This window comes from Saccharothrix australiensis (assembly GCF_003634935.1).
Taxonomy (GTDB): Bacteria; Actinomycetota; Actinomycetes; order Mycobacteriales; family Pseudonocardiaceae; genus Actinosynnema; species Actinosynnema australiense.
The window spans coordinates 5,699,266-5,712,553 of sequence record NZ_RBXO01000001.1 but is presented as its reverse complement, the minus strand read 5'-3'; the positions used below and the strand labels follow the sequence as shown (position 1 = coordinate 5,712,553).

Below are 13,288 nucleotides of genomic sequence, written 5' to 3'. Positions count from 1 at the left end.
GGGCGTTCGGGCTCCGGGTGGTCCGGGCGGGCTGCCGGCGATCGCTCGGCTCCGCGACCGTGCCGACACCCCGTGCCCGCACGGGAAACCGGTCGCGCATCGGTCGATCGGTTGACCCCCCGGCACCAGGAGGTGGACGTCCGGGTTCGGTCGATCCGACGACCCTCGGCGGCGCGTAAGGCGGCAGGCTTGGACCCGTGTCGCTCAACGAGACTGGTGTGGGGACCGGGCCGGTCGCCACGCGGGAACGGGTGCTCGCCCCCGATCTCGCGCGGGGGCTGATGCTCGCCTTGATCGCCTTGGCCAATTCGGTGGTCTACCTCTACGGACGCCCGTACGGCGTGCGGCAGCACATCGTCGAGGAGGACTTGCTCGACCGGGTCGTCAGCGTCCTGGACGTGTCCCTGGTCGACGCGCGTGCGTACCCGATGTTCGCCGCGCTGTTCGCGTACGGCGTCGTGCAGGTCCACCAACGGCAACGGGAAGCGGGGCGCACGGAGGTCGATGCCAAGCGCTTGCTGCGGCGGCGGAGTCGTTGGCTGCTCGTGTTCGGGTTCGTGCACGCGGTGGTGCTGTTCCCCGGTGACGTGCTCGGCCTGTACGGCGTGCTGGGTTTCCTGCTGGTGGCGTTGACGCGGGTCTCGGACCGCGCGCTGCTCGTCGCCGCCGCCGCGTGGCTGGTCCTCGTGGCGCTGGTGCAGGGCGCCGCCTACGCGTTGCCGTCGGAGCGCGGGCGGTCGATCTTGCGGTCGTTCGAGACGCCCGACCCGGTCGAGGCGCTGCTCCTGCGCCCGGTGGAGTGGCTGACGAGCCCGCTGGGGCTCATCGGCGTCGTCAGCGCCGCCCTGGTCGGCACGTGGGCGGCGCGGCGCGGGGTGCTCTCCGACCCGTCCGCGCACCGCGCCCTGCTGGTCCGCACGGCGGTGGGCGGCCTGGCGACGGCCGCGGCGGGCGGCCTGCCCGCGGGGCTCGCGGTCGGCGGGTTCTGGACGCCGGGGTCGACGGTCGCGCTGTGGGCGGTCTCGGCGCTGCACGCGGTGACCGGCATCGCGGGCGGGCTGGGTTACGCGGCGCTGATGGGCTTGCTCGCGATCCGCGTCGGTGCGCGGCGCGGCCCCGTCGTGCGCGCGCTCGCCGCGTGCGGTCAGCGTTCGCTGAGCTGCTACCTGTTCCAGTCCGCGGTGTTCGTGGTGCTGTTGACGCCGCCCCTCCTGGGGTGGGGCGCGACGCTCGGCACGGCCACCACCGGGGTGCTCGCGCTGGGCACGTGGCTGGTCTCGGTGGTGCTGGCCGACCTGCTGCGGCGCGTGGGCAGGCGTGGCCCGGCGGAGGTGCTGCTGCGCCGGCTGACCTACCGGCGCGCGTCGGGGAAGATGGCGCGGTGACGTCCGTGGACGAGCGGCAGGGCTGCTGCGGGAACAGCGGTGGAACCGGGCCTGGGCATCCGCGTACCGGCGGGGCATCCTGAGCTGACGGCTGACGGCTGACGGCTGACGGCTGACGGCTGACGGCTGACGGCTGACGGCTGGGGCGCTGGGTGGTTCGTCAGGCGGCTCGCCGGGTTGCCTGCTGGGGCTCGCGGTCGGGTGGTGCGCGCCGAGCGGTCGGTGCCCGGCCGGTGCGCGGTCCCGTCCTCCGCACCGCGGCGGCCACCTCGCGAGGACCGCTGCGAGGTGGCCGTTCCGGCGGTTCGGTGGTACGCGGGCCGTGCGCGGCTACCCGCGCAGGCCCGGCGCCTCCGCGCCGATCGTCGTGTCGGGACCGTGTCCGGTGTGGACGATCGTGTCGTCGGGCAGGACGAGCAGCTTCGCGGTGATGGAGTCCACGATCAGGTCGTGGCTGGAGAAGGAGCGGCCGGTCGCGCCCGGACCGCCCTGGAACAGGGTGTCGCCGGTGAAGACGACACCCAGCTCCGGGGCGTGGAAGCAGCACGCGCCGGGGGAGTGGCCCGGCGTGTGCAGGACGTGGAGGGTGGTGCCGGCGACCTCGACCGCCTGCCCGTCGGCCAGTTCGCCGTCGGGCTCGACGTCCGGGTGGGTCATCCGCCACAGCACCAGGTCGGCGGGGTGCAGCAGGACCGGCGCGCCGGTGGCGCGGGCCAGGGCGGGCGCGACGCGCACGTGGTCGTCGTGGGCGTGGGTGGCGAGGACGGCCCGCACCCTCCGCCCGGCGACGACCCGCAGGATCGCGTCGACGTCGTGCGGAGCGTCGACCACCACGCACTCGGTGTCGTCGCCGATCACCCAGACGTTGTTGTCCACCTGGTGGGTCTCGCCGTCCAGCGAGAAGGTGCCCGACGTGACACCGCGGTCGATCCGCGCCATCAGAAGACCACCACCGAGCGCAGCACGTCGCCGTCGTGCATCCGCGTGAACGCCTGCTCCACCTGGTCCAGCGCGATGGTCTCGGTCACGAACGCGTCCAGGTCGAGGCGGCCCTGCCGGTAGAGGTCGACCAGGTACGGGAAGTCGCGGGACGGCAGGCAGTCGCCGTACCAGGAGGACTTGAGCGAGCCGCCGCGCGAGAAGAAGTCGATCAGCGGCATCTCCAGGCGCATGTCCGGCGTCGGCACCCCGACCAGGACCACGGTGCCCGCGAGGTCGCGCGCGTAGAACGCCTGCTGCCACGTCTCCGGCCGGCCCACGGCGTCGATCACGACGTCCGCCCCGAAGCCGCCGGTCAGCTCGCGCACGCGGGCCACCGCGTCCTCCGCCGAGGAGTCCACGCGGTGCGTCGCGCCGATCCGCTCCGCCTGGTCGAGCTTCCGGGCGTCGATGTCGACGGCGATGATCGTGGTCGCGCCCGCGAGCCGCGCGCCCGCGATGGCGGCGTTGCCGACACCGCCGCAGCCGATGACCGCGACGCTGTCGCCGCGACCCACCCCGCCGGTGTTCATCGCGGCGCCGAGGCCGGCCATGACACCGCAGCCGAGGAGGCCCACCGCCGCGGGCGAGGCGTCCGGGTCCACCTTGGTGCACTGGCCGGCGTGCACGAGCGTCTTCTCGGCGAACGCGCCGATCCCGAGCGCGGTCGTCAGCGGCGTGCCGTCCGCGAGGGTCATCGGCTGGGCGGCGTTGTGGGTGTCGAAGCAGTACCACGGCCGGCCCCGCAGGCACGCGCGGCACGTGCCGCACACGGCGCGCCAGTTGAGGATGACGAAGTCGCCGGGCGCGACGTCGGTGACGCCCTCGCCGACCGCCTCGACGACCCCGGCGGCCTCGTGGCCCAGCAGGAACGGGAACTCGTCGTTGATGCCGCCCTCCCGGTAGTGCAGGTCGGTGTGGCAGACCCCGCACGCCTGCACCCGCACCACGGCCTCCTGCGGGCCGGGGTCGGGCACGACCACCTCCGCAACCTCGACCGGTGCGCCTTTGGCGCGTGCGATGACGCCCTGAACCGTCTGTGCCACGGGGAACTCCTCACGATGATCCGCGCTGGGTGACAGGCCAACCGGAACCATACGGGTCGCGCGGACGGGACGCGCGGACCGCCGGCACCGCGTGACCCGTCGTTCGACGTGCACGCCGTGCCGGGGCCGCCTGGCATGATCGACGCGCATGGGGGAGCAGAAGGACCGGATGCTGCGCGGTGAGTGGTACCTGGACGAGCCCGACTTGGTCGAGGATCGGCAGCGGTGCCGCCGGGCGCTCGACCGCTTCAACGCCACCGACGCGGACGACGAGGCCGGGCGGCGGGGAATCCTGACGGGGCTGCTCGGCGGGTTCGGACCGGGCGCGACCGTGCTGCCGCGGTTCCAGTGCAGCTACGGCTACCAGACCCGGCTGGGCGCGAACAGCTTCGTCAACCACGACGCGATCCTCCTGGACGACGCCGCCATCACCGTCGGCGACGACGTCCGGATCGGGCCACGGGCGCAGCTGCTGACCGCCCTGCACCCGGTGGAGGACCACGAGCGCCGTCGCGCCGGCTGGGAGCGCGCCGCCCCCATCACGATCGGCGACAACGCGTGGCTGGGCGGTGGGGTGATCGTCTGCCCCGGCGTGACCGTCGGCGGCGACACGGTGATCGGCGCGGGCAGCGTGGTCGTCCGCGACCTGCCGGACCGCGTGTTCGCGGCGGGCAACCCGGCGCGGGTGATCCGGCGGCTGTGAGCGCGGCTGCTCGCGCGGCGGACGGGGCGCGGGTGCCGGCGACCGTGGCGTCGGCACCCGCGCACACCTACCTGGAGCTGCCCGGTGGGACGTCGGGGTCCTCGCAGCGGGCGAACCCCTCGGCGGGGCGGCCCGGCTGCGGTCGGACGACGCCGACCAGGGCGAGGGACACGGCGAGGTCGGGCACGAGGGCGTCCACCACCGCCCGACCCCGTCCCGCCGGGTCCGCCGGTGCCATGCCCACCGCGATCACCGCGGCCACCACCAGGGCGGCGGTGATGCCGCCCAGCACGGCCCGGACCGCGCGGCGGGTCGGTGGGGCCGCCGCTGGTCGCGGCTCGTCGTCGGGGCCGGCGGCGGGTGCGGGGACGGCGGGTGCGACGCGCCGGGACGCACCGGCCTCCGCCGTGCTGCCCCTCGCGCTGTCCATCGGGCCGACCGCCGCGCCGTGCACCACGTCGACCGCGGGGCCCACTGGCGCGTCCGCCGTGACGCCCGCCGTGACACCCGCCGCACCGACTGCCACACCCGCCATTGCTTGGACGTCCGCACCGGCCACCGCTTGGACGTCCGCGTCGACTGCCGTGCCGGCCACCGCCCGGTCGTCCGCGTCGACCCCGGCGTCGGCTCCCACCGGGATCGGTGCGCCGGCCGGGTGGTGGGCGGTGTGCCGCCGGGACTTCCCGGCGATCCGGTGCTCGGTCCTGAGCCGGCGCTCCCGCTCGTCGATCCGCCGCCACTCGGCGAGCCACGCCGCGACGTCCCCGGGCGGTTCACCGCAGGCGCGCACGAACGCCTCGACCTGCGCGGCCCGCGTGGGCAGCGTGTCGCGCGTGCACATCATGTGGGCCGTGCTCTTGGGCAGCCGCTGCCTGCCGGCGTTGTTCGACACCGCCTGGAAGGACAGGTCCCTCGACCGGCGCAGCCGGTCCAGCGCTCGGTTGAACCGCTGCCCGTCCTGCGCGCGGCGTGCCCACTCCAGCGGGCGGTCGCTCTCGCTGCGCGACATCGTGCTCGTGCCTCCTCGTCGAGCCGCGTCGGGGTGGTGCCCCTCGATCCGTGTCCGTGCCGGCGACCGGGTCGCCATCTCGCCGATCCCCTCGTCCGGAGGTGCGCCGGGATCAGCGCTGGGCGTGGTCCGGCGAGGGGCCGTGGTCGGCGACCATGCGCAGGACCAGCCTCTTGACCAACGCGGGGAGCCTGCCGATGTGGACGATCGTCAGGGTGGCGGCGAGCACGGACAGGGAGGCGCCCAGCGCGGGCAGGAGGGCGTAGCCGTGGGCGGTCATCAGCCACATGGCGAACCCGATGACGACGGCCGTCGCCAGGACGTGCGCGATGGTGCACGTCGGCGTGGCGGGCGTGGCGGTGGCGCCGCGGCCGGAGAGGGGAACGACGTTGGGGTTGGGGGAGGTCATCACTGTCTCCTGGGTGCGTCGGTGCCGGGCGGAGGCCGTGCACCGTCGTGGGATCGGCCGGGGGGAGGCCATCCGGGGGCGCGCTCGTGGAGCGCGTGTGGTGTGCGTCGGCGGGGGAGCCGACGGCCGCGCGGGATCCGGGTCCGGCGCGGCGGGGGGCGGAGGTGTCAGGGCCGCGTGCGCGGCCGTAACAGCAGCCAGACGCTGCCCGTGGTCGACAGGGCGGCGGCACCCGCGGACACGACGACCGTGCGCATCCCGGAGGGCAGGCCGAGCCCGGTGAGCGCACCGACCACCCAGAGTCCCGCGCACGTCAGCAGCAGCGACAGCAGGACCGAGAACACCAGCCGCCGTTGGTCGACCTCGCGGAACCAGTGGTCGTGGTGCGCGGCCGGCGTCGACGCGCACAGCACGCCGGTGGCCGGTGGGGGGTGACCGGTCGCCCCGTCGGCGGTCCGAGCGGCTGCTCCACCGGCGGTCCAACCGGTCGCCTCGCCGGCGGTCGCGCGGGCCGCCCCGTCGGCGGTCGCATCGGCCGCTCCCGGATCGCGCGCGGCGACCGGCTCGACGCGCGCGGCGGTCCGGCCGGCGGGCGGCCGGGTCCGCTCGGACAGGCGTCGCCACGCGGCGAGCCACGCCGCGACGTGCTCGGGCGGTTCACCGCAGGCGCGCAGGAACGCCTCGACCTGCGTCGCCCGCGTGGGCAGGGTGTCGCGCGTGCACATCATGTGGGCGGTGCTCTTGGGCAACTCGTGCCGGCCCGCGTTGTTGGACAACGCCTGGAAGGACAGGCCCTTCGACCGGCGCAGCCGGTCCAACGCCTGGTTGAACTGCCGGTAGTCCAGCGCGCCGCGCGCCTGGTCCAGCGGCTGCCGCGCCGCGTCGTCGCGGGCGTCGCGCACGGCGGCGCGGATCTGCGCGGACCGGCGGACGGACCGCGCCGCCCGCACCGCTGCCTCGCCGGACCGGCGCGCCACCGACGGCGCGGCCTGCTGCGCGGTCGGCTGCCCGGCCCGCGGCGCGGTGGCGGGCGTGGCCGGCTGAGCGGCCCCCGCCGCGATCGCGGGTGCGGAGCGCGGCGCGCCCCGTTGCTCGGTCGTGGGCGAGGTCGGCGGTGTGGTCCGCGGCGCGACCGGGGGAGTGGTCGGCGGCGAGGGCGCGGTCCGGTGGCGGGGGTGGGCCCGGCCGATCGGCAGGGTGGCGGCCGGGCCGGGCCGGCGGCCCGGCACGAGGGACGTGCCGCTCATGCTGGCCTCCCCCGATGGCGCCGGGACGGTCGGACCCAGGGCGCGCGGGCGGCCCCGCGCGCGACGGGCGCGCCGGTGGCACGGGGGAACGGCGGCACTCGCCGCCGGAAAGCGGGGACGGACACGACAGCTCCTCGTTCTTCGTCGACCCTGGACAGCACTCGGCAGGCGGGAATCCGCGTTCACGACGTGCACCGGAGCGGGGGCCAACCCGACCCGGAGGAACGGCGGGTTCCTCGAAAGCCAATGCGCATCCTAGCGACAACCCCGACCCCGGTGCGGACCCCGAACACCCGGCCCGCCGCGCCGCGCGAGAACGGGGAAGAGCGCGCGGAAGAATCACGACAAGGGGAAAAAGTCCAGGCTTTCGGACGAAATTTCGTCCGGGATCGTCCGGGACGAAGAAAGCGGTACGGCCATACTGAGACTGTGAACTGGGAAAACGTCGTGGTCGGACGTCCCACCAGGCTGGACGGGCGTCTGGCTCGGCTTGTGCTCCCTGGGCTACCGTGTCGGTGCGCCTCCCGCCGCGCCGCAGACGCGAGGCGGGGGCGGACCCGACGCCACGTCCGTTGACCCTGGACAGCATCGGGAGGCGGCGGGCCCTCGGGCCAACGGGGGCCCGCCGCTCACCACCTGCGGAAACAGCGCGGAGTTCCCGGCGCGCGGACATCCGGACGTTTTCGTACGGCCCTTTTCGTAACGTTCCCGCCCCGCCCGGCTACACCTCTCGGGAGGGGTTCCCGCGCCCGGGGTCGAACCGCGCAGGCGGTCGGTCCGTGCCTCCCGGCGAAGGGTGGTGGAGGGGTGGTCGCGCCGATCGGGAGACGCACATCACACGCCGGTGACGCCAGTATTCCACCGGTCGCGGAATCGCGAGGGGTGAGGACGCGTGCAGGACGCTTGTCCGGTTGTCCGCGGGCGAATGCCCGGCGCATTCCGCATTCCTGCGGGACCGCGCGGCTCACGGTGGCTGACGCGCCGGGTGTTCCGGGTGCGCGGAATGACCGTCGGGCCCTCGTCTTCGCCGAGTCCGCTCATCGGGACATCCCACGTCGCGCTTTCCGATTTCGCATTCCCGGTGCGCCGGCCGGCGCGCCAAGGCGCGTGGCTCCGACCGGTGTGGCGGGAGCGCGTGGTGCCGAGCGGTGGGCAGCGGGGGCGCGTGGTCCCGGCCGGTGCGTGGCGCGCGGTTCAGCCGCTGGTGGCGCTCGGCAGCATCGCCGGGCACCCCGACGTCGCGTAGGCCGGGTCGTACTCGAAGTGCCACTCCTCGTTCTGGTACCGGCGGCACCAGCCGAGCGCGTTGCCGTTGTGCTCCACCCAGGCCGCCGACTCCAGCGGCTGGATGTCCACCGCGAGGCCCTTCACGTGCATGGACTTCTCCGGGGGCAAAACGTACCGCGCGGCCAGCTCCGCGGTGCCGAACCGCTGCACGGCGTCGGCGAACTCCCGCTGCTGCTGGCCGACGCTCCGCTTGCCGTCGTTGAGGCACAGCGTGACGCCCCGGGCGCCCGCCTCGGTCCGCAGCCGCTGCCAGGCGGCCAGCACGTCCGGGCGCAGCCCCTCGGCCTGCTCGTCGACGTACCGCTGGTCGATCGGGCAGGCCGGTCCCGTCTCCGGGCCCGGCACCTCGTCCAGGATGGCCACCGGCCGCCCCGCCTGCCGGTCGTAGGCGAGCGTGACCCGGCCGGTGGCGTGCAGCGCGACGGCGGCGGCCGTCGCGAGCACCAGCACCAGCAGGACGCCGATCACGGCACGCCGCCCGCCGGTGGAGGGGCCGCCGGTGGAGCGGTCGCGGGCGGAGAGGTTGCGGGCGGAGAGGTTGTCGGCGGGGTGGCTGGAGGAGTTCGGCACTGGGTCGAAACTACCATCGGCGACGCGGGCGGCCGGCGTGAGCGGCGCTGGTCACAGCCGGTCCGGGCGGGTGGCGCGGGGCGGCGCGTCAGCGGGGTGACCGGGCGAGGTACACGGTGCTGGTCGCCTCGCGGCCCTGGAGGGGGTTGGGGAAGCGGACGACCTCGGCGCGGGCGTGGGCGAAGTGCTCGGCGAGCGTCGCGGTGTAGTCGTCGTCCGGCGGCTCGTTGGACCACAGCGCGAACACGCCGTCCGGGTGGAGGCGTCCGGCCACGCGCCGCACGCCGTCGGGCTCGTAGAAGTCGGCGTTCGACGGGTGCAGCAGGTGCCGCGGCGAGTGGTCGATGTCCACGACGATCGCGTGGAAGCGCCGGTCGGGCGTCGCCGGGTCGAACCCCGTGGAGCGCGCCATCGCGAAGAAGTCGCCGTGGACGAGGTGACAGCGCGGGTCGGCGGCCAGCTCCGCGCCACCGGGCAGCAGGCCGCCGCGGTGCCAGTCGATGACCTCGGCGAGCGCGTCGACGACGAGCAGCGAGCGGACGTCCGGGTTCTCCAGCGCGGTGCGTGCGGTGTAGCCGAGGCCGAGTCCGCCGACGACGACGTCCAGCGGCGCGGGCAGGCCGTCGAGGGCGAGCCGGGCCAGCGCCACCTCGGACGTGGTGAACAGGCTCGACATCAGGAACTCGTCGTTGAGCTTGATCTCGTGGACCTCGCGGTCGAAGGTGGGGTCCCAGCGGCGGCGCAGGACCAGTTCGCCCAGGGGCGTGCGACGCCAGTCCAGCTCCTCGAAACGCGCACCCATGTCCGTGGCCTCCGGTCGGGTCGGCGGCGGCCGTGAACGGGGTCCGGGGTGGACCTGCGGTGCGGTGGGCGCCGGGTGGCCACCATGATCGCAGCACCCACCGGCGCACGCCGGGCGGACGCGCCGAACGCACCGCCACGCTCGCCCACCCGCTCGCCTCCGCCTCCGCACCACCCCGCCTCACCCGCTCACCTCCGCCCCACCCTGCCCACGCCCCACCCTGCCCACGCCCCGCCTCCGGCCCGGCCCGGCCTGCCCGCCGCTCCCTGTCGCCCGCCGCCCGAACGCGGCGGCCCGAACGGCACGTGCCCGGCCTTCGGCGTCCCGCGCCGAACGCCCCGACCCGGCCCCCGTCACCGCGTACGATCGACCCTTCCGACGAACGGACGAGGGGTCTGGCGGGGATGGCGGCTCGGTACCTGGTGTCACCGACCGCGCGGCGCGCCCACCGGACCATCACCTCCGCCCTGCACGCCGCCGCCGGCTCGCGCAGGGCCGCGGTGATCGAGGTCGAGCCGGGCTCCTACCCGGAGGCGCTGGTCGTCCGGGGCGACGTCGAACTGGTCTGCCGCGGCGCACCCGGCTCGGCGGTCGTCGGCCGCACCGGCGAGCCCGCGCTGGAGGCGTCCGGCGCGGTGCGGGTCGTCGGCCTGGCGTTCACCGGCCGCGGCGGCGACGTCGTGGTGTGCGCCGGCGGGACGCTCACCGTCGAGCACTCGACCGTCCAGGCGTTCGACGGCGTCAGCCTGCACGCGCGGGCCGGCAGCGCCGTCACGCTGCGGGACAGCGCGATCGCCCACGGGCGGGCCTTGTTCGCCGGCGCGGTGGGGCTGGTCGAGCGGTGCCGGTTCACCGACGCCGCGGACAACGCGCTCGCCGCGATCGAGGGCGCGGACGTCCGGGTCGTGGACAGCCGGTTCGCCGACAGCCGCATCCACGGGGTCCGGGTGAGCGGGTCGCGGGTCCTCGTCTCCGGCTGCGAGCTGACCGGCACCGGCAACTCCGCCATCGCCGCGGACGGCGCGGCCGACCTGACCGTCCTCGGCTGCCGGATCACCGCCGTGCACGGCGCCGGCATCTCGTACGCGGAGCAGTCGCGCGGCCTGGTCGAGGACGTCGAGGTCGTCGACGCGGAGCACGGCCTCGTCACGGCGAGCGGCGCGAACCCGGTCGTCCGGCGCGGCCGGTTCACCGGCTGCCGCGACACCGGCATCAACGCCAACTCCCAGGGCCTGGGCCGGTTCGAGGACTGCCGCGTCGTCGGCGCGGGCAACGTCGCGGTGTTCTCCACCACCGGCGGCGCGCCGGACGTGCGCGGCTGCCACATCTCCGACGGCAACGTCGGCATCGCCGTCGACCACGCGCGCGGTCGCTTCCGCGACGTCGTGATCCGCGACCTGACGAGCGCGGCGGTGCGCCTGCTCGACGAGGCGACCGGCGCGTTCGCCGGCCTCGACGTGGAGCGCTGCCCGACCGGCCTGGAGGCGATCGGCGGCGGCGGCACGAAGGCCGAGGTGGTCGACAGCGGCTTCCGGGACTTCAGCATCGCCGCCGTGACGGTCATCAAGCAGTCGCGGATCACGCTGCGGCGGGTGGTCGGCGAACGCGGTGTCGTCGGGTGCGGGGTGGGCGAGGAGGGCCGCCTGCTGGCGTACGACTGCCGGATGTCGGACATGGACGTCGGCGGGGTCGTCGCGTTCGGCAAGGCGGTGTTGACCGTTCGGAACCTGAAGGTGGTCGGCGGGGGCGAAATCGGGCTGTGCGGCCGGGATTCGGCGTACTTGGACGTGACGGACGGCGAGTTCGCCGACGCGACCGTGGCGGGCATCGGCCTGACGGACACGTGCAGCGGGCAGTTGGTGAACTGCTCCGTCACGGGCGCCAACGGCGTGGGCGTCATGCACAACGGGCTGTTCCAGCTCGACGTGCGCACGGCGCTCCCGGTCAAGCGGGCTCCGTCGACGCCGTCGTCCGACGTGCCGACGACGATCAACAACTTCTACGGCCCCGTCTTCCACGGACCGGTGCGGGACGTGCAGCTCGCCTGGAACAACGACAACGTGTCGCAGCGGCAGTCCTCGCCCTTCGAGGTCGGCGTGGGCGTGCCGGGCAGGCGGTCCGAGTTCCGCGGGCTGCACGCGGCGCTGCGGGACCGCGTCGGGATCGGCGGGCCCGCGTCGGCGCTGCACCGGGCCGGACCCGGTGTGGCGCAGTCGTTCCGCGGCACGTCGCCGGGGCACGACTGGGTGCTGTGCGCGGTGCCGGACCACCCGCCCGTCGCGGTGGCCGAACCAGTGTGGGAAGCGCTGCACGTCGCCGTGCTCGTCGAGGACCCGTTGGGCGCGTTGGGCCTCCCGGTGGCCGACGAGCCGTCCGACGGAGTGGCGAGCCGGGTGGTCGACGGCCGCACCGGGCGGGTGGCGCTGGTCGGGGGCGCCTGGGGGGACGGGCGGCTCGTGCGGTCCGGTGACACCTGGACGTGGGAGCCACTCCCGAGCGTCGGCTCGGACGCCCCGGGCGCGGTGGTCCCGTGGCCGGTGCGGCCCGCCTTCCTGCGGGTGCGGGCGCTCGCCCGGCTGCCCTGGGCGATGCGCGGCGGTCGGGAGGTGTCCGCGGAGCGCGCCCGCCTGCTCGTGGCCGCACTGCCCGGCGACGACCTCACCGCGGCGCTGCGGGAACCGCTCCGCCGGCGCGGCGCGAACCCGCCGGACGCGGTCTGGGCACCGGGCCCGAACCGCAACGCGCTCGACGCGTTCGGCTGCTCGACCACGCTCGCCGACGCCGACGGCCCCGTCCTCACCGGCGAGGTGCTGCTGGCGCTGCCGACCACCGCCGAACCCGCGATCGCGGCCTGCGCCGAGCTGCGCGTCGAGCGACCCGCCGCACCGGGCCGCCTGACGTGGCCGGAGCTGTCGCGGTTCCTCGCGGTCGCTTGGCGCACGGCGACCGAGGTGCTGCCCGGACTGGTCGAGCCCGATCCCCGTGCCCTGCGCTGGGCCGCGCCGCCGACCGTCGAGCTGAGCCTGACCGCGGACCGCCCGGACGCCGTGCCGCTGGCCGACGTGGTCGACCTCGCGTCGCTCGGCGACCGCGCGGGCGGGCCGCCGAACGGGCTCGCGGTGACGGTCACCGCGCCCGCCCGGCTGCCACCGGCGGACCGGGCGGCGCACACCCGCCGGGCGCTGGTCCACGTGCTGCGGGCGGCGGGTTTCCCGGAGGTCGCCGACGCCCACGTCCGAGCCGCCGCACCGTAGGCTGTGCCCGTTGTCCGAGAAGGGGGTAGGCATGTCCGACGGTGCGGATGCGGTGACCAACCACCACGGCCCGGTCTTCCACGGCGACGTCAAGGACGCGCAGCTCGCCTGGAACAACACCACCGTGATCCAGAACCAGGCGCACACCGAGCAGGTCGCGCCGGGGTTCGAGGACGTCGCCCGCGTGGTGGCGGACGTGCTGGGCAGGCTCTCCGACCTCGGCCTGCCGGCGGCCGACGAGCGGGACGCGGCGGAGAACGCGCACGCCGTGCTCGCGGAGGTCGTGCGCCCCGAGCCGGACCCCGGCGTGATCCGGCGTGGCCTGACCGCGATCAAGGGCACGTTGGCGCAGCTCGCGGCGGGCCTGGTGGCCGGCGCGGCGGACGGTTCGACGGAGCTGGCCAGGGAGCTGGTGAAGTCGCTGGGGCAGCTCGGACCCGGCTGACCCCGGTCGGTGCCGGGACCCGCCGGCGTCAGCCCGCGACCCGCAGGACCGCCTTGCCGCGCAACCGGCGGTCGGCCGGCAGCGCCGGCGCCTCGCCCGCGCGCGTCCACGGCGGCCGGTGGCCGACCTGCGGGCGCAGCCGGCCCGACGCGC

Annotated in this window: 11 protein-coding genes; 4 read left to right on the top strand and 7 right to left on the bottom strand. The window is 75.6% G+C overall.

Annotated features, from left to right (window positions below; genetic code table 11):
• The first annotated feature begins 218 nt into the window (after positions 1–218).
• Positions 219–1,385 (top strand): DUF418 domain-containing protein, encoded by a 1,167-nt coding sequence (locus C8E97_RS24105; RefSeq protein WP_246019118.1) that lies wholly within the window; start codon positions 219–221, stop codon positions 1,383–1,385.
• 330 nt (positions 1,386–1,715) lie between these two features.
• On the opposite strand, the gene C8E97_RS24100 is transcribed toward C8E97_RS24105, so the two are convergent.
• Entirely contained in the window at positions 1,716–2,324 is a 609-nt protein-coding gene (locus tag C8E97_RS24100) for an MBL fold metallo-hydrolase (RefSeq protein ID WP_211347123.1), read from the bottom strand.
• Positions 2,324–3,409, bottom strand: coding sequence for an S-(hydroxymethyl)mycothiol dehydrogenase (locus C8E97_RS24095; RefSeq protein WP_121007760.1), 1,086 nt, complete (start codon positions 3,407–3,409; stop codon positions 2,324–2,326). Before C8E97_RS24095 ends, C8E97_RS24100 begins: the two co-directional genes overlap by 1 nt.
• A gap of 148 nt (positions 3,410–3,557) precedes the next feature.
• Between C8E97_RS24095 and C8E97_RS24090 the strand changes: the two genes are divergently transcribed.
• Positions 3,558–4,112 carry a sugar O-acetyltransferase gene (locus C8E97_RS24090; RefSeq protein WP_121007759.1) on the top strand — a complete coding sequence of 185 codons (555 nt, stop codon included), beginning with the start codon at positions 3,558–3,560 and terminating at the stop codon, positions 4,110–4,112.
• Positions 4,113–4,179: 67 nt separating this feature from the next.
• On the opposite strand, the gene C8E97_RS24085 is transcribed toward C8E97_RS24090, so the two are convergent.
• From C8E97_RS24085 to C8E97_RS24065, 5 genes are all read right to left on the bottom strand, one after another.
• On the bottom strand, positions 4,180–5,121 hold the full coding sequence (locus tag C8E97_RS24085) for a hypothetical protein (RefSeq protein ID WP_121007758.1): 942 nt from the start codon (positions 5,119–5,121) through the stop codon (positions 4,180–4,182).
• Positions 5,122–5,233: 112 nt separating this feature from the next.
• The gene (locus C8E97_RS24080) at positions 5,234–5,530 is read right to left on the bottom strand and encodes a hypothetical protein (RefSeq protein ID WP_121007757.1); all 297 of its coding nucleotides are present in this window, start codon (positions 5,528–5,530) and stop codon (positions 5,234–5,236) included.
• 167 nt (positions 5,531–5,697) lie between these two features.
• The gene (locus C8E97_RS24075; protein ID WP_121007756.1) at positions 5,698–6,777 is read right to left on the bottom strand and encodes a hypothetical protein; all 1,080 of its coding nucleotides are present in this window, start codon (positions 6,775–6,777) and stop codon (positions 5,698–5,700) included.
• Positions 6,778–7,971: 1,194 nt separating this feature from the next.
• Positions 7,972–8,634, bottom strand: a complete 663-nt coding sequence (locus tag C8E97_RS24070) for a D-alanyl-D-alanine carboxypeptidase family protein (RefSeq protein ID WP_121007755.1) — start codon at positions 8,632–8,634, stop codon at positions 7,972–7,974.
• An 88-nt stretch (positions 8,635–8,722) separates the two neighbouring features.
• Positions 8,723–9,436 (bottom strand): spermidine synthase, encoded by a 714-nt coding sequence (locus C8E97_RS24065; RefSeq protein ID WP_121007754.1) that lies wholly within the window; start codon positions 9,434–9,436, stop codon positions 8,723–8,725.
• Positions 9,437–9,840: 404 nt separating this feature from the next.
• Between C8E97_RS24065 and C8E97_RS35480 the strand changes: the two genes are divergently transcribed.
• Together C8E97_RS35480 and C8E97_RS24055 are read left to right on the top strand one after the other, a co-directional pair.
• Complete coding sequence (locus C8E97_RS35480) at positions 9,841–12,690, top strand: right-handed parallel beta-helix repeat-containing protein (RefSeq protein ID WP_211347122.1); 2,850 nt, start codon at positions 9,841–9,843, stop codon at positions 12,688–12,690.
• Between the two features lie 31 nt (positions 12,691–12,721).
• Positions 12,722–13,135: a hypothetical protein gene (locus C8E97_RS24055; protein WP_121007753.1), complete on the top strand. Its 414-nt coding sequence runs from the start codon at positions 12,722–12,724 to the stop codon at positions 13,133–13,135.
• Positions 13,136–13,288 lie beyond the last annotated feature (153 nt).

Excerpts from the sequence above, each read along its gene's own strand:
- C8E97_RS24085 (WP_121007758.1), bottom strand. The coding sequence starts at position 5,121 with ATGTCGCGCAGCGAGAGCGACCGCCCGCTGGAGTGGGCACGCCGCGCG.
- C8E97_RS24055 (WP_121007753.1), top strand. The coding sequence starts at position 12,722 with ATGTCCGACGGTGCGGATGCGGTGACCAACCACCACGGCCCGGTCTTC.
- C8E97_RS24075 (WP_121007756.1), bottom strand. The coding sequence starts at position 6,777 with ATGAGCGGCACGTCCCTCGTGCCGGGCCGCCGGCCCGGCCCGGCCGCC.
- C8E97_RS24090 (WP_121007759.1), top strand. The coding sequence starts at position 3,558 with ATGGGGGAGCAGAAGGACCGGATGCTGCGCGGTGAGTGGTACCTGGAC.
- C8E97_RS24100 (WP_211347123.1), bottom strand. The coding sequence starts at position 2,324 with ATGGCGCGGATCGACCGCGGTGTCACGTCGGGCACCTTCTCGCTGGAC.
- C8E97_RS24080 (WP_121007757.1), bottom strand. The coding sequence starts at position 5,530 with ATGACCTCCCCCAACCCCAACGTCGTTCCCCTCTCCGGCCGCGGCGCC.
- C8E97_RS24065 (WP_121007754.1), bottom strand. The coding sequence starts at position 9,436 with ATGGGTGCGCGTTTCGAGGAGCTGGACTGGCGTCGCACGCCCCTGGGC.
- C8E97_RS35480 (WP_211347122.1), top strand. The coding sequence starts at position 9,841 with ATGGCGGCTCGGTACCTGGTGTCACCGACCGCGCGGCGCGCCCACCGG.